This is a genomic window from Enterococcus sp. 5H (assembly GCF_028128615.1).
In the GTDB taxonomy this organism is placed as follows: domain Bacteria; phylum Bacillota; class Bacilli; order Lactobacillales; family Enterococcaceae; genus Enterococcus_L.
Window position 1 is genome coordinate 75,128 of the sequence record NZ_AMDP01000002.1, and the last position, 19,255, is coordinate 94,382.

Here is a 19,255-nt window from a genome sequence, read left to right on the forward strand (position 1 = left end):
AAAATTGAGGCTGTGACAGAAGTGTTAAAATTGCTTCTGCTCTCGCCGTTTATTCAGGTATAGTGTGTGATGTAAAACTAATCTGTAGTTTATGTCCGTTACACATACATGAAAAAATGAATGGAGTGAAAGTATGGAAATCTCAAAACGCGCACAAAAATTAGAACCTTCTGTTACTTTGGCTGCAGCAGCTAAAGCCAATGCATTAAAAGCACAGGGTAAAGATATTTTAAGTTTAACAGTAGGCGAACCAGATTTTACTACGCCAAAAAATATTCAGCAAGCTGCAATTCAAGCTATTGAAAGTGGGAAAGCTAGTTACTATACTCCTTCAGCGGGAATTCCACAGTTACGGGAAGCTGTAGTTCAACACATTGAAACCTACTATCAATTACAGTACCAACCGAAAAATGTGATTGTAACAGACGGAGCAAAGTTTGCTTTATATTTACTTTTCCAAGCAGTTTTAAATCTAGGTGATGAAGTTATTATTCCCGTTCCATATTGGGTTAGCTATGGTGAACAAGTTAAGCTAGCTGAAGGGGTTCCAGTCTTTATTACAGGTGCGCAAGAAAAGGAATTCAAGGTTACAGTTGAACAATTAGAAGCTGCCCGTACTGATAAAACCAAATTGCTGATATTAAATTCACCGTCCAATCCGACTGGGATGATTTATTCGGAAGAAGAATTACGCAGCATTGGCGAGTGGGCTGTTGCAAATAATATTTTGATTGTAGCAGATGATATCTATGGACGATTAGTCTATAATGGTGCCACATTTACGCCAATAGCATCTTTATCTGAGGCAATTCGTCAACAAACAATTATTATCAATGGTGTATCAAAAAGTTATGCTATGACAGGTTGGCGAATCGGTTATGCCGTTGGTGATGATAAAATTATTTCAGCAATGAACGATATTGCGTCCCAATCGACTAGTAACCCAACCGCAGTCAGTCAGTATGCAGCAGTCGAAGCATTACTTGGTGAACAGGATACAGTAGAAACGATGCGTCAGGCTTTTGAAGAACGTTTAAATACAATTTACCCACAGTTTGCTGCATTACCAGGGTTTAAATTACAAAAACCTCATGGCGCGTTTTATCTATTTCCAAATATTAAGGAAACGATGGACTTATGCGGATATACCGATGTGACTAAATGGGTGGATGACTTATTAGAAGAAGCCCAAGTTGCATTAGTTACAGGTGCAGGCTTCGGTGCCCCAGAAAACGTTCGGATTAGTTATGCAACAGACTTAGCAACCTTAGAAGAAGCGGTAAAACGAATCGCTGCTTTCATAGAAAAAAAATCAAAGAATTAAAATTACTATATTCGGGATAGGCAAAAAAAGAAATGAACGGAGAGACAATTGTGGAACAAATTCAAATTATTGATTCAAAACATCATGTTGGAGAAACTGTAAAAATCGGAGCGTGGATTGCTAACAAACGTTCAAGTGGGAAAATTGCTTTCTTACAACTACGTGATGGTACAGCTTATTTTCAAGGAATTGTTGTGAAAAGTGAAGTACCAGAAGAAGTTTTCCAATTAGCTAAAGGCTTAACACAAGAAACATCTGTATGGATTATAGGTGAAATCAGAGAAGATAGCCGTTCAAAATTTGGTTATGAAATTGGGGTTACTGGAATTGAAGTGATTGGTGAAAGTCATGAATACCCAATTACTCCTAAAGAACATGGAACAGACTTTCTAATGGATCACCGTCATTTATGGTTACGTTCTTCTCGTCAGCACGCCATTATGCAAATCCGTAATGAAATCATTCGTGCGACGTACCAATTCTTTAATGATAATAATTTTGTTAAAATTGATCCGCCGATCTTAACTGCAAGTACAGCAGAAGGAACAACTGATTTATTTGAAACAAATTACTTCGATCAAAAAGCTTATTTATCTCAAAGTGGTCAATTATATATGGAAGCGGCAGCCTTAGCTTTTGGTAAAGTCTTTTCATTTGGTCCAACTTTCAGAGCAGAAAAATCGAAAACACGTCGTCATTTGATTGAATTCTGGATGATTGAGCCTGAAATGGCCTTTATGCATCAAGAAGAAAGCTTAGAAGTTCAAGAACAATATGTTTCTTTCTTAGTTCAAAGCGTACTTGATAACTGCGATCAAGCTTTAGATGTGCTGGAACGTGATAAAGAAGTACTGAAAAAATATACACAATTACCATTCCCACGCATTTCTTATGATGAAGCAGTGGAATTGTTGAAGAAAAATGGTTTTGATGATATCGAATGGGGCGACGATTTTGGTTCACCGCATGAAACCTTTATTGCAAATTCATTTGACCGTCCTGTATTTATCTTAAACTATCCAAAAGCAATTAAAGCTTTTTATATGAAACCACATCCAACTCGTGAAGATGTTGTCATTTGTGCTGACATGATCGCACCGGAAGGCTATGGAGAAATCATTGGCGGTTCTGAAAGAGCGATTGACTATGATTACCTATTAGAACAAATTAAAAACCATAACCTAGATGAAAAAGAATATTCTTGGTATTTAGATTTACGTCGTTACGGATCAGTGCCCCACTCTGGTTTTGGTTTAGGGTTAGAACGCACAGTTACATGGTTAGCAGGAATCGAGCATGTTCGTGAAGCAAGTCCATTCCCACGTTTGTTAAACCGTATTTATCCTTAGTATCGTTTTTATTTAGTAGTTAAGACGGAGAATCTATCTTCGTTTTAGCTGCTATTTTAATGTATTTAACTTTTTAATTGAACCAGTAAATTTTTTGGTAAGAATGTATGAAAAAAGAGCAAAAGTTATCATGAAAAAGTAAAGTAAATTGTTTAGAAATCCAAGATTATGTGGTAGAATCAATAGAAAGTACAAAAAAGGAATGACTTGAATGGAAAATCCAACTCAAATTAAAAGAAAACATTTTCGTTTTCCAGCTTACGATGATGAAATCGGTGTAAAATTAACTTCTGAAAATAAGAGAAGACTATTTCAAGATGAGCCGGAACTTAATAAAAATATGACTCAAACACAGCAAAGCACACCAGTAATGGATCCTGTTACTGTTCAGCCTGTGTCTTCTAAACAACCAACTAAAACGAATGCGCAGCACGTTGCTCACAGCCAAGAGCAAATGGAAGAGCTGGCTAGACACAAATCTAATTTACCAAATTATATGATGAGCCACAATAAAGTAGCCAGCCCAAAGCAAAAGACTAATTTATTTGGTTCAATGCCGAAAAAAAGTTCGTATAGTAATGGATTTAAGCGCTCAAATGGATCAAATAAAATGGCTACTTCTAGAGATTATACGTATGATACTCGTTCTTATTTTGTGCCGAAGTATATACCGGCTTCAGTAATTCCAGAATCCTCTACTTCTGTTTTATCAGAGCAGGAATTAGCGCAAGCCATGAAGAAAGATCAAGCTACGTATTTACTTTTTGATGATGAACCAGCAGCATTTCAAGTAAAAGGGAATGAAGATCCTACTGTTAAAAAATTCAATATTCCTAAAGGTTCACCTGAGATTCCGGTGACTAGACGTCAATACCAACAAATCAAACCTGAGATGGAACGTTTTGACAAGGAAGAAGATATTAGCCATACTTTGCCGCGTTCACGGAAAGAATTAAAAACAGCTAAACAAAATGCCAAAGGTCAAACTGCTTATGGACAAAAAGTAGCAGAAGCAGAACAAGATAAAAAGAAGGGAATTCTTGATAAGCCATTGAGTGGTATTATTGAAGATTCCAGCATGGAATTAGAAAACAGCAAGTATTTTTCATAAAGTATTTGCTGTTTTTATCGTCCGTTTTGTCGGAATAGTGAGCAATTTTTTTGTATCCTGATATACTAATTTATTTTTTAGAAATAAAAGTACGTTTTTTGAAAATTAGAATCAGCTTTTTTAGGTTGATTATTTTATGAATTTGTATGATAATGAGTAGCATACGATTTGTTTAAATTGAAATTGATTATCAGTTTTTTACATATGAAAAGAGGATTATAATGAGCAATCAAGAAAATAAATTACATCACTTTGTTGGAATTAAAGGTTCAGGTATGAGTTCATTAGCATTGGTGCTTTTTGAAAAAGGCTACCAAGTACAAGGATCTGACGTAGAAGAATATTTTTTCACTCAACGTGATTTAGAAAAAGCCGGCGTCAAAATTTTACCGTTTAATGCAGATAATATTTCAAAAGATATGATTGTGATTGCTGGAAATGCTTTTCCAGATAGTCACGAAGAGTTAGTGCGCTCAAAAGAATTAGGGGCAGAAGTGATTCGCTATCATGATTTTATCGGCCGCTTTATTCAGCCATATACAAGCGTAGCAGTTACAGGTTCTCATGGTAAAACAAGTACAACAGGTTTGTTGTCTCACATTTTGACAGGTATCGCGCCAACAAGTTATTTAATTGGCGATGGAACAGGTCACGGTGACCCTAATGCGCAGTTTTTTGCGTTTGAAGCTTGTGAATATCGACGCCACTTTCTTGCGTATGCTCCAGATTATGCGATCATGACGAATATCGATTTCGATCATCCAGATTATTATAAGAGTATAGAAGATGTTTTTTCTGCGTTCCAAACAATGGCAGGGCAAGTTAAAAAAGGAATCTTTGCTTATGGTGATGACAAATACTTACGTCAGCTGAAAGCGGATGTTCCAATCTATTTCTATGGTTTGAATGACGATGATGATATTCAAGCCAAAAATATTCAACGAACTACACAAGGATCATCATTTGATGTTTATCATCAAGAACAATTCGTCGGTCATTTTGTATTACCAGCATTTGGGCAGCATAATATCATGAACGCTTTAGGTGTGATTGCAGTTGCTTATTTTGAAAAATTAGACATGACAAAAGTTGCTGAGGAAATGTTAACTTTTGAAGGTGTAAAACGCCGCTTTACTGAGAAAAAAGTTTCTGACATGATTATCGTTGACGATTATGCTCACCATCCAACTGAGATTATTGCGACAATTGATGGGGCACGTCAAAAATATCCAGATAAAGAAATTATTGCTGTATTCCAACCACATACATTTACACGTACGATTGCTTTAATGGATGAATTCGCTCACGCATTAGATTTAGCCGATCATGTTTATCTTTGTGATATCTTTGGTTCTGCCAGAGAACAACAAGGTGATGTGAAGATTGAAGATCTTGGCAATAAAATTCAAAAAGGCGGTCAAGTGATTAAAGAAGAAAATGTTTCTCCGCTGCTGGATCATGAAAATGCTGTAATGGTTTTTATGGGTGCCGGTGATGTTCAAAAGTTTGAACAAGCATACGAAACACTATTGAGTAATACAACTAGAAGTGTGCTTTAAACGTTTATTTTATTTTTCTATAAGAAGTTTCAGCTGAAGGGTTGGAGCTTCTTTTTAACTTGCCTTTTGCCGTCATTTTGGTACAATAAACTTATCATTAGTGGAGGTGTACTAATTTGAATATCGGAAAACCGAGAAAATTAGGCAAAACCATCGAAGATATTGAGGAAGGCGATTCGCTGTCTTTAACCGAATCGATCGAAGATAAAGATTTACTTCTTTATTTAGGCTTAACCAATGATGCCAATCCTTTATATATCCAACATGATTATGCCCAAAAAACAGAATATGGCAAACCAATCGTACCATCGATTATGTTGATGGGGATTATAACAAGTGCGATTTCGAAGCACTTACCAGGACCTGGTTCTCATGTGGTTAATTTTTCTGTGAATTTTGTTGAACCTGTTTTTCATTACGAGACGTTGACGTTTCAGTTTGAAGTAATCAAGGTTGATAAAATGAAAGATGTTGTAACCATTTCAATTGAGGCTGTAAATGAAGAAGAAAGCCGTGTTCTTGATGCGGTCGTGATGGTACAGCCGCCTCAAGTTACACTAGCAGAATTAGAAGAGAAAGTAGGAGAAGTAAATGAATAATGGAGCAGTAGCCAGTGTTGGCTTAAATAAGTTTTATTCAAAGATTTATGCATTTTTAGCAATGGGTATCGGAGTTAGTGCTCTTGTATCTTATCTAATTTTAAATGTTTATCCAGTTGTTTTAAAAACATTATTGAGTTCAGTTCCTTTGTTTTTTGGTTTATGGATTTTACAAATTGGTTTAGTTTTCTTTTTAGGTGTGAAAGCGCAAAAAAATCCTAGTTTAGCAATCGGCGGATTTGTTGCATACTCTATTTTAAATGGTGTAACGATTTCAGCTACTTTACTGATGTACGCACAAGCGACAGTTGTTAGTGCTTTTGTTAGTGCCGCAGCTACATTCGGCGCAATGTCCTTAGTGGGTATGTTTACGAAAAAAGATTTATCTGCAATGGGTCATGCAGCTTACAGTGCTTTGATTGGAATTATCATTGCGATGGTTATCAATTTCTTTTTCTTACGTAGTAGTGCAGTATCATTTTTCATCTCAATTTTGATGGTCTTGATTTTTGCTGGGATTACAGCGTATGATAATCAAAAAATTCGTACGGTTTATAACCAATCAGGCGGACAAGCGGGAACAGGAATTGCTGTATTTTTCGCATTGCAACTTTATCTTGACTTTATTAACTTGTTCTTAGCGTTCTTACGTATCTTTGGTAAAAACAACTAAAATGAGCAATAGTTGAAACACAGTATTTGGAAAAATCCATTACTGTGTTTTTTTGTTGCATAAAGTTAGTCTTATTCTCGGAAATTATGAATATAAATTCTTTTTAAAGGTGTTTTGTGTATAAAAATGTTGACTGTTTACTTTTTATGCATTATACTTTTATAAAATTGAAGAAATATATTTGAATCAGACTAATCGTTTTGTTAGCCAAGGAAAGGTGTTATTGATGGGGATTAATGAGAAAATACCAAAAGGGTTTCAGTTTTATGGAGCACATAGTGGGATTAAGAAAAGGAAAAAAGATTTTGGTTTAATTGTGGCAGACCATATTTGTCATGCAGCAGCTGTTTTTACGAAAAATACTTTTTGTGGTGAGTGTATACCGATTGGTAAGGATCACGTGAAAAATGCTGAATTACAGGCTATTGTTGTGACTAGTGGCATTGCCAATGTTGCAACAGGAGAAATTGGTCGAAAGAATGAATACAAAATATTAGAGCTTCTATCAGCAAAATTCAATTTAAAAAAAGAAGATATCCTTCCTTCTTCAACAGGAGTCATCGGACCACAACTGCCGATTGAAAAAATCGAAGCTTTTATAAAGAATCAATCGTTTGATTTGAAGAATGAGTATGAAGATTTTGCCAATGCTATTTTAACGACAGATCAAAAAATAAAAGTACGGACAATGAAAGTGGGTGAAGCGACGGTTTTAGGTATTGTCAAAGGTTCTGGTATGATTGAACCAAATATGGCGACAATGCTGGCCTATATTGTAACCGATGCTAAAATAGACAAAAATCAAGTTTATCCAATGTTGAAAACAGCAACAGATCAATCATTTAATACCATTAGTATAGATACTGACACTAGTACAAGTGATACAGTTGCCTTGATGGCAAGTGGGTATTACAATGTTGATAAGGATGAATTACAAACAGCTTTAAATCAAGTGAGTAGAGAACTAGCCTTAGACGTTGTGAAAGATGCCGAAGGAGTAACTAAAACATTATTTGTTACCGTAAAAAATGCAGAAAATCAAAAGCAAGCTAAAGATGCAGGAAAATCAATTATTAATTCCCCACTAGTAAAAACGGCTCTATTTGGTTGTGATCCAAATTGGGGTAGAATCGCAATGGCTTTAGGAAAAACAGAAGGATTAGTTTTCGATCCTACGAACGTTGAAGTTTACTATGGGGACTTGCCGATTTTTTCAAAAAACAATGAAGAAAAACAAAATATCAAACGAATCGCCAATTATATTGAAAAAAATGAAGAGATTTATTTAACAGTCGATCTTCATCAGGGAACAAAAAGTTTTCAAGTTATTGGTTGTGATTTGAGTTATGATTATGTCACAATAAATAGCGCTTATTCTACTTAAAAATTGAGAAGTATTCTGTTTACTTAGAAATTAAGTACGGAATAGCTTCTTTTTTTATGTTGTTGATTTTTAACAAAGAACTTTTTTATATTACCTTTCAATTTACGAATGTATGTTCTATAATGAGTAATGATAGGTGGTGGTTATTTATGGTAAATACAGAGAAAATTGCGGTGCGTAGATTAGTTGAGTTCATTTTGCGTAAAGGGAGTATTGATGCTCGGCATGCTAGTGAACATACAGCGCTTGAAGGTGGAAAAATTCATCGAAAGCTTCAAAAAGCAGCAGGAGAAGATTATCAAAAAGAAATCAAATTAGCAATTGACATAGAATTAAATCAACAAGCTTACATAATTGAAGGGCGAGCAGATGGAATTTTTATTAATGAAGATAAGCAAACTGTGATAGATGAAATTAAAACATCTGAACCTGCTTTTTCTGAGCTACTGGAAGAGCAAGTGGATATGTACTGGTATCAAGTAATGTGCTATGGTCATATTTATTGCCAGCAAGAAGCACTAGAGACGATTGATTTACAGCTGACGTATTATCAAGCTACCACAGACGAAATTACTCGCCAAGTGAAGACGTTTAGTAAAGATGAACTAAAAATATTTTTTGATGATTTAACCCAAAGATATGAACAATGGTTAATTTTTAAAGCAAACTGGCGAAGAATCCGCAATCAATCGCTACAAAAAATGTCATTTCCCTACGATTCTTATCGTTCAGGTCAAAGAGAATTAGCAGTAGCTGTGTATAAGACAATCTTAAGCGAACAAAAATTATTTGTCGAAGCGCCAACTGGCACGGGAAAGACGATTTCGACCCTTTTTCCGACATTAAAAGCAGTTGGCGAAGAACAAGCCGAACGAGTCTTTTATTTAACCGCAAAGACGATTACACGTCAGGTAGCCGAAGATGCAGTCGAAGCGATGAGACAAAAAGATATGAAAATAAAAAGTGTTACTTTGACAGCCAAAGATAAAATTTGTTTCTTGACTGAACGAAATTGTACCCCGGAAGCTTGTCCTTTTGCCAATGGCTATTATGATCGATTAAACGAGGGATTGTGGGATTTATTAAACAACGAAAATCAATTTACTAGAGAAGTGATTGAAACTTACGCTCGGAAACACACGTTATGTCCCTTTGAATTATCACTGGATGTGAGTTTGTGGTGTGATTTAGTAATTTGTGATTATAATTATCTTTTTGATCCAGTTGTTTATTTACGACGTTTTTTTGATGAGCAGCAAGAAACGAAAGAGAATCTATTTTTAGTTGATGAAGTACATAACCTAGTCAATCGTTCACGTGAAATGTACTCAGCAGAATTGTCGAAAAATAAAGTCTTGGCTTTAAAAGATATCTTGAATCAAAAACACCCTAAACTGCTGCGAGCAATCAATAAAATCGCAAAAGCCTTTGAAAAAATCGAACAAGTTTGCACAGAAGAAGATCAGGAATTTTTACATCAGCAAGAGCCAATTGATTCATTGATTAATGCCTCATACTCTTTAACAGAAAATATTAAAGAATGGTTACCTGAAAATCAGGAATTTGGCGAATTGAATCAAGTTTCAACAGTCTATTTTGACTTGTTAAACTACATTAAAATTAGTGAAAATTATGACGATCATTACTGTACATATGTTAATTGCCATAATTATGATGTGGTTGTTAAACAATTTTGTTTAGATCCGTCTTATTTATTAGAGCAAAAATTAAATCTAGGTAAGGCAAGTGTCTTGTTTTCTGCCAGCTTAACACCGCTAGATTATTACCAAGAAATTTTAGGCGGTGGTGACAAGAGCTTACGTTATCGGATAGCCAATCCGTTTCCAAAAGAAAATCAGTTGCTGCTGATTGAGAAATATATTCAAACAACGTATAAAGAGCGAGCAGCTAGCTATGATAAAATTGTTGCTAGTTTAACGAGTATGATCGAACAAAAATCAGGAAATTATTTTGTGTTTTTTCCATCATATGCGTACATGGATACTATTTATGAGTTATTTAAACGAAGAAATCCTCAAGTAAAAACAATGCTTCAAAATTCAAAAATGGATGAAACTGAACGAGAAAATTTTTTAAGCGAATTCGTTGAAAATCCAAGTGAGACACTCGTTGGTTTTTGTGTTTTAGGCGGTATTTTTTCTGAAGGAATTGATTTGAAAGGAACACGTTTAATTGGAACGGCTATTATCGGAGTTGGGTTACCTCAAATCAATCATGAACAGGAATTAATCAAGAATTACTACGATCAAGAAAAAAATCAAGGATTTCAGTTTGCTTATCAAATTCCCGGGATGAACAAAGTCTTGCAAGCAGCAGGTCGGGTAATCAGAGATGTTGATGATCAGGGTGTTGTATTGCTATTAGATCAGCGATTTTCATCAAGAAATGTTCAGCAATTTTTCCCGCCTCATTGGGATCAAGTACAAACAGCTTATTCAAATGAACGCTCTAAACAATTATTAACGCAATTTTGGCAGACAAATTACAAGAATCGTCATTAGAAAAAAATAACAGATACTGGTATACTAAACGAGGCAAAAGCGGATATATTTTAGGAGGTTAATACATGAAAACAATACTAGTTTTACATACAGGCGGCACGATTTCTATGTCAAAAGAAGCAGATGGCAACGTAGCTTTAAATACAATGAATCCTTTGTTGGATCAAGAAAAACTTTTAGAGGGAAAAGTTAATTTAATAGTTGAAGAAATTTTCAATATTCCATCTCCTCACATGACTTTAGAACGAATGTTAGAATTGAAACAGCGTATCCAAAAAGCCTATGATGAAGCAATTGATGGTGTGGTTATTACGCATGGAACAGATACATTAGAAGAAACAGCGTATTTTTTAGATATTACGTTAGAACATAAAATTCCAATTGTCTTAACTGGTGCGATGCGTTCCAGTAACGAGATAGGCACGGATGGGCTGTATAATTTTATTAGTGCTGTTTTTACCGCTTGTTCAGAGGAATCTTATGGTAAAGGTGTTTTGGTTGTTATGAACGATGAAATTCATACGGCACGCTATGTAACGAAAACACATACGACGAATGTTGCAACTTTCCGTACACCGACTTTTGGACCGATTGGGATGATTGCAAAAGAAAAAACATTTTTTGCTAGTGAAGTTCCTCCGCAAGAAGTTTGTGATATTCAAACAGTAGCTGGCAATGTTTACGTGATTAAAGCTTATGCTGGAATGGACGGAAGTTTATTTGAATTAGTGGATAATGATCAAACAGCTGGAATCGTGATTGAGGCACTGGGAGCTGGGAATCTGCCGCCTGAAACATTACCAGCTCTGAAAAAAATATTGGCTCGTAATATTCCAGTTGTGTTGGTTTCACGCTGTTCTAACGGAATTGCTGAAGATATTTACGATTACGAAGGCGGCGGTGTAAACTTGAAAAAAATGGGAATTATTTTTTCAAGAGGAATCAATGGACCTAAAGCGCGAATTCGTTTGATTGTTGGATTGAATAGTGGGAAAAGTATGGAAGAATTAAATGCTTTTTTGAGTGAGTAGAAGTAAAAAAAGAACAAAGTCCAATGAGAATGTTACGTTGACTTTGTTCTTTTTATATACATTCGTTTTAGCGATAATTCGTAAATTGTAATTCAATTGGTAAATCTAAATTTCTAAGCAATGTAATCACTTTTTGTAAATCATCACGGCTTTTTCCTGTTACTCGAACTTGATCTTCTTGAATTTGTGATTTAACCTTAATCCCAGAATTTTTAATTGCAACGTTGATTTTTTTTGCATTATCTTTATCAATTCCGCTGATTAAATCACCATATTGACGAGCTGTCCCGCCTAAGGCTTTTTCGCTTTCTGAAAAATGAATATTTTTGATAGGTACTTCGCGTTTTACTAGCTTACTGAACAAAACATCTTTCACTTGTTCAACTTTGTAGTCATCCTCTGCTACAACGACTAATCTATTATTTTCTAATTTAATATCTGCAATTGAACCTTTAAAATCAAAGCGATTTTTGATTTCTTTTAACGCAATTTGAATTGCATTTTTAACTTCCTCCATATTCATTTCAGATGTCACATCGAAACTTGCTTCTTTTGCTGCCATTTGATAACCTCCCATTTTTTTCTTACTTTTATAGTACCATTAAATATAGAAGAAACAAGTGAAAAAGATTGAGAATCTACTAAGGAGTATAAGAGGGGCCGGTGATAAATTGAAAGAGAATAAAATAATCCTCATAATGATCTTTTTTTCTTTTCTTTTTTTGTACAAACTGTTATTCTAATTCGTGGGATTTTACTTAATAAATTAGGATAAAACGACAGACGGTTGTATTTGAGATAGAAGGAGGAGTTGGATGAAAAACAGGGTTACATATCAACAGAATGAATTATTGAAAAAATTGGCTGTTATTTTTATGACAGGTATTTTAGTAGCGATTAGCTTGAATTTTTTCTTAATTCCGGCTAAAGTATTTTCTGCAGGGATGAATGGTGTTGCGCAAATAATTGCGACCTTATTATATACACATTTAGGACTGTCAATTGATACAGGTCTTTTTATTTTGTTATTAAATATTCCAATTTTTATTTTAGGATTTATTAAATTAGGGAAAGAGTCAACGATTTTTAGTTTTCTAAGTGTGGCGTGGGTTTCAATAACGACTATTTTAATTCCAATTCATGTCGTAACAGATAATCCATTGATGAATGCAATTGCTGGTGGTGTGCTGATTGGGATAGGTGCTGGTTTATCTTTAAAACTAGGATTTACTACAGGCGGCATGGATATTATCTCGTTGGTCTTGTCAAAAACGACAGGAAAAACTGTTGGAAACTATATGTTTATGCTAAATGGCATCATTGTACTGATAGCAGGGTTTGTTTTTGATTGGGAAAGTGCCCTTTATACGATTATTTCGATCTATTGTATGACTCAAGTGGTAGATACGATACATACAAGTCATCAAAAGATTACAGCGATGATTGTTACAGTCCAACCAGAGATTGTTACTCAAGCGATTTCGAAACAGATGATTCGTGGTATGACACTGCTTCCCTCGATGGGAGGATATTCTGGTGTTGAAGGACGTATGATTATGATGGTGATTACTCGATATGAACTTTATGACTTGGAGCAAATTGTATATGAAGTCGATGAAAATGCCTTTATGAACATAATTCCGACTCAATCGGTGTTAGGACGATTTGCCAATGAAGATGAGCAGCGTATTTTTAAGAGCACTGGAAGTTTCCCGGAAGCAAAAAAACATAAAAAGAAATAATCAAAACCATCTAAAATCAAGGACAATCAGATCTTGATTTTAGATGGTTTTTTGTATGGAAATTTGGTGAGTTTTATAGGCTGAATTAGTTGGTAAATTTCCCAAGATTTGACACCTTTTCTCAATTGAAAAAGCAACTTCCCTAATCAGCTGCAACGCATTGATAGCGCATACATTCAGATGGTATAACTAATGTGTAAACAAAATATATCGAAGGTGGGTGTTTTTCTATTGATGGAAAAAGTGCAGCGGTTTGGTGGGGCGATGTTTACTCCAGTTTTGTTATTTTCTTTTTCGGGAATAATGGTAGCGCTTGCGATTATTTTTAAAAATCCGATGATCGTCGGCAGTATTGCAAATGAAGGAACTGTTTGGTATGGGATTTGGTCGGTTTTAGAAAATGGGGCTTGGACTGTTTTTAACCAAATGGAGCTACTATTTGTAATTGGGTTACCAATAGGCTTAGCGAAAAAAGCGAATGCTCGAGCAGCGATGGAAGCTTTTGTCGTTTATCTAACCTGTAATTATTTTATTAGTAGTATGTTGGAATATTTTGGTAATTTTTTCGGTGTAGATTTCACACAGGAAATCGGTGGCGATAGCGGCATGAAAATGATTGCTGGGATTAAGACATTGGATACTGGAATTATTGGGGCAATTTTTATTTCGGCAATTGTGGTTTGGCTGCATAATCGTTACTTTGATACGAAATTACCAGATTTTTTAGGAATTTTCCAAGGATCATCTTTAGTGGTTATTTTAGGATTCTTCGCGATGTTGCCAGTCGCATTTCTAATTTGTCTTGTTTGGCCTAAAATTCAGATGGGCATTAGTTCAATGCAAACATTTTTAGCAACGGCAGGAACGTTTGGTGTTTGGCTTTATACATTTTTAGAACGGATCTTAATTCCGACCGGGCTGCATCACTTCATTTATACACCATTCGTTTTTGGCCCGGCTGTAGTGGAAAATGGGATCACCAAATATTGGATGGCTCATTTAAATGAATATGCAAGAACGACTACACCATTAAAAGAATTGTTCCCTCAAGGAGGTTTTGCTTTGCATGGAAATTCTAAAATTTTTGCTTCACCAGGAATTGCGGCTGCGTTCTACTTTACAGCAAAACCAGAAAAACGTAAAAAAGTTTTGGCTATTTTAATTCCGGTTACCTTAACTGCTGTTTTAGCTGGAATTACTGAACCGTTAGAATTTACTTTCCTTTTTGTAGCTCCGCCGTTATTCGTTTTACATGCTTTATTGGCTGCAACAATGGCTGCAACGATGTATTTCTTTGGCGTTGTAGGCGATATGGGCGGTGGATTGATTGATTTATTAGCGAAAAACTGGATTCCTCTATTTGCCAATCATAAAGGGATGATCTTTACTCAGCTTATTATTGGGCTTTCGTTTACTTTGATTTATTTTATCGTGTTTAGAACCTTGATCTTGAAATTTAATTTTGCTACACCTGGTCGGGAAGAAGAAGATAAGGAAGTCAAACTATATAGTAAAAAAGAATACAAAGAAGCGAAAAAAGCTGGTGCACTTGGTGATATTGCTGTGGCGGGTGCCAATCAATATACCGAACAAGCAGCAGTTTATCTAGAAGCATTTGGTGGCAGTGACAATATTGAAAAAGTCAACAACTGTGCGACACGATTAAGAATTACAGTTAAAGATGAAGAACTGGTTTCACCAGATGGAGTGTTTAGAGATGGCGGCGCACATGGAGTTGTCCGAAATGGAACGGCCTTTCAAGTGATTGTTGGGTTGGATGTACCTCAGGTAAGAGAACAGTTTGAAAATCTATTAATGTTAAACAATCAAAACCAAATAAATGAATAAATCGAATTGAGGAGATGGATAGAATGAAGAAATTTTCAGTTGTAATTGCAGGTGGCGGTAGTACATTTACGCCAGGAATCGTATTAATGTTATTGGATAATTTAGAGAAATTTCCAATTCGTCAAATTAAATTTTATGATAATAATTTTGAAAGGCAAAAACAAATTGCTGATGCCTGTGAAATTATCATTAAAGAACAAGCACCTGATATTGATTTTTCAGCGACGACAGATCCGGAAGCTGCGTTTACAGATGTCGATTTTGTAATGGCGCATATTCGTGTTGGTCTATATGCAATGCGGGAACAAGATGAAAAAATTCCTTTGAAATATGGCGTAATCGGTCAAGAAACTTGTGGACCGGGGGGGATTGCTTATGGTATGCGTTCCATTGGCGGCGTTCTGGAATTAATCGATTTTATGGAAAAATATTCACCCAATGCTTGGATGCTAAATTATTCAAATCCGGCAGCGATTGTAGCAGAAGCGACGAGAAAATTACGTCCAACATCAAAAATTATCAATATATGCGACATGCCAGTCGGAATCGAAGAACGAATGGCGAATGCAATTGGCTTAAGTTCACGAAAAGATATGGTGGTGCGTTATTATGGACTGAATCATTTTGGCTGGTGGACAGATATTCGTGATAAAGAAGGAAATGATTTATTACCGAAAATCAAACAACATGTAAAAGATTTTGGTTATTCATTAAAAGAAGAAATAGAGGAATCTCAACATACAGATGCCAGCTGGATGCATACCTTTGCCAAAGCAAAAGAAGTCTATGCGGTTGATCCAGAAACGTTGCCGAACACTTATTTAAAATATTATTTTTATCCCCAAGACGAAGTGGCTCATGCCAATCCAGAATATACTAGAGCTAACGAAGTAATGGCTGGTCGGGAGAAACATGTTTTTGGCGAGTGTAATCGAATAGCCAAGGAGGGGACAGCAGCTGATACGACATTGGAAGTAGATGAACACGCGTCTTATATTGTTGACCTAGCCAGAGCTATTGCGTATAACACGCATGAAAGAATGTTATTGATTGTTGAAAACCAAGGAGCTATTGTGAACTTTGATGAGACAGCGATGGTGGAAGTTCCTTGCATTGTTGGTAGTAATGGTCCTGAGCCAGTTGTACAAGGGAAAATCCCGCGTTTTCAAAAAGGTTTAATGGAGCAGCAGGTTGCTGTAGAAAAATTAGTTGTAGAAGCTTGGGAAGAAGGTTCTTATCAAAAACTATGGCAAGCACTAACGTTGTCAAGAATAGTACCTAATGCTCGGGTTGCTCAAGAAATACTGGATGATTTAGTAGAAGTAAATAAAGAATTTTGGCCTGAACTACGCTAAAAATGAAGGAGCTCAGGGTACGCTAAAAGCGGATAGTCTTTTTAAAAATGAAGCCATCATGGTTTATGCCCCGAGCTCTTTTCCTTTGAGATACTCCCTTAGTTTCCGTTTTGGATGACTTCCATTATAATTGGAGGAAAGAATAAGTGAGGTAGATGGGTTGAAGATGAATTTGGAAATGTTAATGCAAAAATACCAAAAGAATTTAAGTGAAATGGATTGGATGATTTTAGGTTATATTTTAGAAAATGAACAAGAAGTGATGGGTTTAAGCATCGTGGAGCTTGGAGAAAAAGTGCATAGTTCTAAATCCTCAATTTTACGTTTAACGAAAAAACTTGGTTTTTCAGGTTATTCAGAATTTAAATATTTCATGCGACAATCTAAACAAAATCAGACAAATTTAGCGACTGCAAACTTGATTGAATTACAAGCGAAAGACATTGATAATACAGTTAAATTAGCTCAACAAACGAACTTTTCTTTATTAAGTCAGGCGCTCCAAAAAGCCAACACGGTCTATTGTTACGCGACCGGTTATTCTCAAAGGAAAGTAGTAGAAGAATTGTCAAAAATGCTGATGCTGTGCGATAAACGCTCAATTGTGATACCTGTTAAAACAGAATTAGATATTAGTATGTCAATGATCTCAAAAGAAGATATTGTTTTATTTGTCTCATTGAGTGGTGAAACGGACGAAATTAAAGAAAATATTTTGTCGTTAAATGCTCGTAAGATTCCAGTTGTTGCAATAACGGCATTTTCTCATAATTTTTTTGCTGAACACGCACAATTTTCCTATTTTTATTATTCAACACCATTTACCATTTCAGGTAAAAATCATATTGCCCAGTCCCTAGTAGGCTTAAGTGTATTAGTAGACATTATTTTTAGAAAATATGTTACGTACTTAAATAATGAATTCGAGGAGAGGATGTAATGACCATTTTTTGGAATAATTCGGTAAAACTGAAACGAATCTTATTTATATACTGGCTAATGATTCCAGTTCTTTTTGGATCGTATGTAATTGTTTTTGCTGCAGTGAAAAATGTTTCGGTAACGGCTCTTTTTACTAATATTCCTAGTTTGGCTTTGACAAGTGTTGTAGCACTCTTATCTTTTTTTCAAGTTTTTATTTTGTACAAGTTGAAAAATTCTAGCAATTATCGACAATCTTTTTTCGGTGTTTTTTTGAAATTTAGCATGATCCAACAATTGTGCTCTTTGAATGTAATTGGCTTACTTTTGTGTATTTTAGTCTATCGGAGCTTGTTGGAAGGATCAGAACAAGTTAAAATTTCCAAACAAGTGAAAATCCAAGTTTACAGTTCTATGGTTTTTATTACATTGGTAACATTTCTAGTCGTTAGTATTCGATTTTCATTATAATGTTTAAATGAGTGAGAGCAGAAGTTAACAGCTTTTCACTCATTTTTCGTACAAAAAGCGGGATGTGTCACGAATATTGTGAAACTTTGGACAAAAATTTTCTGAAAAAGGGAATTTTAGTAGAAAAGTACTAAAAAGTCTGCTAAAATATAACTGTTGATTAAGGGTATCCTTAACAAATAAAGTTTTTTTAAAACTTAGGAGGAATTTTATTATGCCATTAGTATCAGGAACAGAATTTCTTAAAGCAGCTCGCAAAAGCGGCTACGGTGTTGGCGGATTCAACACAAACAACCTAGAATGGACAAAAGCGATTCTTGAAGCTGCTGAAGCTAAAAAAGCGCCAGTATTGATCCAAACTTCTATGGGTGCAGCTAAATACATGGGCGGCTACCAAGTATGTTACGATTTAGTTAAAGATTTAATTGATTCAATGGGAATTACTGTACCAGTAGCTCTTCATTTAGATCATGGTGAATACGAAGATGCATTAGAATGTATCGAAATCGGCTACACTTCAGTAATGTTTGATGGTTCTCATTTACCATTCGAAGAAAATATTGAAAAAGCTAAAGATGTTGTTGCTAAAGCACATGCTAAAGGTGTTTCTGTAGAATGTGAAGTTGGGTCTATCGGCGGAGAAGAAGATGGAATCATCGGTACTGGCGAATTAGCTGACGTACAAGAATGTGTACAAATGGTTGCTACAGGTATTGATTACCTAGCATGCGGAATCGGTAACATTCACGGTTCTTATCCAGAAAACTGGACTGGTTTAGCATTTGACCATTTACAAGAAATCGCTGACGCTGTTGGTGACATTCCATTAGTATTACACGGCGGTTCTGGTATTCCTTTAGAGCAAGTTCAAAAAGCTATTTCTATGGGCGTATCTAAAATCAACGTAAATACTGAGTGTCAAGAAGTATTTGCAGCTGCAACTCGTAAATATATTGAAGAAGGAAAAGATCTTGAAGGTAAAGGTTTTGACCCTCGTAAATTATTAGCACCAGGAACTAAAGCTGTTACAGAATTAGTTGAACAACGTATCGAATGGTTCGGTTCAGCTAACAAAGCATAATTTAATTTTATACTAATTAGAAAACTAGGATATATGTTATCGCATGGTAGCATATGTTCTAGTTTTTTGCTATTTTAAAAATTATACCGAATAAGTTGCAAATAAAATTAAAAAAATATATTTTGAAAATTGAGAAAAAATAGATAAAAAGTGATGGAATAGCAAAAATATTCCATAGGTGTTGGTTACGCGCTTTTTTATTGTGCCTTAATGTGGTAGAATAGTTTGGGTATATCACACAAAAAAATAAAACTATTTGTTTTACATAGATAGGTGAGAATAATT

At 35.2% G+C, this 19,255-nt stretch carries 16 protein-coding genes; 15 read left to right on the plus strand and 1 reads right to left on the minus strand.

From position 1 onward, the window contains the following. Positions 1–133 precede the first annotated feature (133 nt). From C240_RS00530 to C240_RS00570, 9 genes are all read left to right on the plus strand, one after another. Positions 134–1,324, plus strand: a complete 1,191-nt coding sequence (locus C240_RS00530) for a pyridoxal phosphate-dependent aminotransferase (RefSeq protein ID WP_271489240.1) — start codon at positions 134–136, stop codon at positions 1,322–1,324. Between the two features lie 50 nt (positions 1,325–1,374). Further along, positions 1,375–2,673, plus strand: a complete 1,299-nt coding sequence (gene asnS, locus C240_RS00535; protein ID WP_271489242.1) for an asparagine--tRNA ligase — start codon at positions 1,375–1,377, stop codon at positions 2,671–2,673. Between the two features lie 211 nt (positions 2,674–2,884). Further along, the gene (locus tag C240_RS00540) at positions 2,885–3,784 is read left to right on the plus strand and encodes a hypothetical protein (RefSeq protein WP_271489245.1); all 900 of its coding nucleotides are present in this window, start codon (positions 2,885–2,887) and stop codon (positions 3,782–3,784) included. A 221-nt stretch (positions 3,785–4,005) separates the two neighbouring features. Beyond that, positions 4,006–5,343: a UDP-N-acetylmuramate--L-alanine ligase gene (gene murC, locus C240_RS00545; RefSeq protein WP_271489248.1), complete on the plus strand. Its 1,338-nt coding sequence runs from the start codon at positions 4,006–4,008 to the stop codon at positions 5,341–5,343. 116 nt (positions 5,344–5,459) lie between these two features. Further along, positions 5,460–5,942 carry a MaoC family dehydratase gene (locus C240_RS00550; RefSeq protein ID WP_271489250.1) on the plus strand — a complete coding sequence of 161 codons (483 nt, stop codon included), beginning with the start codon at positions 5,460–5,462 and terminating at the stop codon, positions 5,940–5,942. Next, complete coding sequence (locus tag C240_RS00555; protein WP_271489253.1) at positions 5,935–6,615, plus strand: Bax inhibitor-1/YccA family protein; 681 nt, start codon at positions 5,935–5,937, stop codon at positions 6,613–6,615. Before C240_RS00550 ends, C240_RS00555 begins: the two co-directional genes overlap by 8 nt. A 181-nt stretch (positions 6,616–6,796) precedes the next feature. Further along, positions 6,797–7,999: a bifunctional glutamate N-acetyltransferase/amino-acid acetyltransferase ArgJ gene (argJ, locus tag C240_RS00560; RefSeq protein WP_271489256.1), complete on the plus strand. Its 1,203-nt coding sequence runs from the start codon at positions 6,797–6,799 to the stop codon at positions 7,997–7,999. 149 nt (positions 8,000–8,148) lie between these two features. Beyond that, positions 8,149–10,521 carry an ATP-dependent DNA helicase gene (locus C240_RS00565; RefSeq protein WP_271489259.1) on the plus strand — a complete coding sequence of 791 codons (2,373 nt, stop codon included), beginning with the start codon at positions 8,149–8,151 and terminating at the stop codon, positions 10,519–10,521. A gap of 65 nt (positions 10,522–10,586) precedes the next feature. Next, positions 10,587–11,552 (plus strand): asparaginase, encoded by a 966-nt coding sequence (locus C240_RS00570; RefSeq protein ID WP_271489262.1) that lies wholly within the window; start codon positions 10,587–10,589, stop codon positions 11,550–11,552. A 67-nt stretch (positions 11,553–11,619) separates the two neighbouring features. On the opposite strand, the gene C240_RS00575 is transcribed toward C240_RS00570, so the two are convergent. Further along, positions 11,620–12,114, minus strand: coding sequence for a YajQ family cyclic di-GMP-binding protein (locus C240_RS00575; protein WP_271489265.1), 495 nt, complete (start codon positions 12,112–12,114; stop codon positions 11,620–11,622). A gap of 253 nt (positions 12,115–12,367) precedes the next feature. Between C240_RS00575 and C240_RS00580 the strand changes: the two genes are divergently transcribed. The 6 genes from C240_RS00580 (at position 12,368) to C240_RS00605 (ending at position 18,970) form a co-directional block, all read left to right on the plus strand. Beyond that, on the plus strand, positions 12,368–13,294 hold the full coding sequence (locus tag C240_RS00580) for a YitT family protein (RefSeq protein ID WP_271489268.1): 927 nt from the start codon (positions 12,368–12,370) through the stop codon (positions 13,292–13,294). A gap of 231 nt (positions 13,295–13,525) precedes the next feature. Beyond that, positions 13,526–15,142, plus strand: a complete 1,617-nt coding sequence (locus tag C240_RS00585) for an alpha-glucoside-specific PTS transporter subunit IIBC (protein ID WP_271489270.1) — start codon at positions 13,526–13,528, stop codon at positions 15,140–15,142. Positions 15,143–15,165: 23 nt separating this feature from the next. Then, positions 15,166–16,497: a 6-phospho-alpha-glucosidase gene (locus C240_RS00590; RefSeq protein WP_271489272.1), complete on the plus strand. Its 1,332-nt coding sequence runs from the start codon at positions 15,166–15,168 to the stop codon at positions 16,495–16,497. 166 nt (positions 16,498–16,663) lie between these two features. Further along, a complete protein-coding gene (locus C240_RS00595; protein WP_271489275.1) occupies positions 16,664–17,437 on the plus strand; it encodes a MurR/RpiR family transcriptional regulator in 774 nt (257 codons plus the stop codon). Next, positions 17,437–17,889 (plus strand): hypothetical protein, encoded by a 453-nt coding sequence (locus tag C240_RS00600; protein WP_271489278.1) that lies wholly within the window; start codon positions 17,437–17,439, stop codon positions 17,887–17,889. The genes C240_RS00595 and C240_RS00600 overlap by 1 nt, the downstream gene beginning before the upstream one ends. 214 nt (positions 17,890–18,103) lie before the next feature. Continuing rightward, a complete protein-coding gene (locus C240_RS00605) occupies positions 18,104–18,970 on the plus strand; it encodes a class II fructose-bisphosphate aldolase (RefSeq protein WP_271489280.1) in 867 nt (288 codons plus the stop codon). The last annotated feature ends 285 nt before the right edge of the window (positions 18,971–19,255 follow it).

What these genes read in the sequence shown, in the direction of transcription:
- C240_RS00600 (WP_271489278.1), top strand. Translation starts at nt 17,437, where the DNA reads ATGACCATTTTTTGGAATAATTCGGTAAAACTGAAACGAATCTTATTT.
- C240_RS00555 (WP_271489253.1), top strand. Translation starts at nt 5,935, where the DNA reads ATGAATAATGGAGCAGTAGCCAGTGTTGGCTTAAATAAGTTTTATTCA.
- C240_RS00605 (WP_271489280.1), top strand. Translation starts at nt 18,104, where the DNA reads ATGCCATTAGTATCAGGAACAGAATTTCTTAAAGCAGCTCGCAAAAGC.
- C240_RS00570 (WP_271489262.1), top strand. Translation starts at nt 10,587, where the DNA reads ATGAAAACAATACTAGTTTTACATACAGGCGGCACGATTTCTATGTCA.
- C240_RS00540 (WP_271489245.1), top strand. Translation starts at nt 2,885, where the DNA reads ATGGAAAATCCAACTCAAATTAAAAGAAAACATTTTCGTTTTCCAGCT.
- C240_RS00580 (WP_271489268.1), top strand. Translation starts at nt 12,368, where the DNA reads ATGAAAAACAGGGTTACATATCAACAGAATGAATTATTGAAAAAATTG.
- C240_RS00565 (WP_271489259.1), top strand. Translation starts at nt 8,149, where the DNA reads ATGGTAAATACAGAGAAAATTGCGGTGCGTAGATTAGTTGAGTTCATT.
- C240_RS00530 (WP_271489240.1), top strand. Translation starts at nt 134, where the DNA reads ATGGAAATCTCAAAACGCGCACAAAAATTAGAACCTTCTGTTACTTTG.
- C240_RS00590 (WP_271489272.1), top strand. Translation starts at nt 15,166, where the DNA reads ATGAAGAAATTTTCAGTTGTAATTGCAGGTGGCGGTAGTACATTTACG.
- C240_RS00575 (WP_271489265.1), bottom strand. Translation starts at nt 12,114, where the DNA reads ATGGCAGCAAAAGAAGCAAGTTTCGATGTGACATCTGAAATGAATATG.
- C240_RS00595 (WP_271489275.1), top strand. Translation starts at nt 16,664, where the DNA reads ATGAATTTGGAAATGTTAATGCAAAAATACCAAAAGAATTTAAGTGAA.
- murC (WP_271489248.1), top strand. Translation starts at nt 4,006, where the DNA reads ATGAGCAATCAAGAAAATAAATTACATCACTTTGTTGGAATTAAAGGT.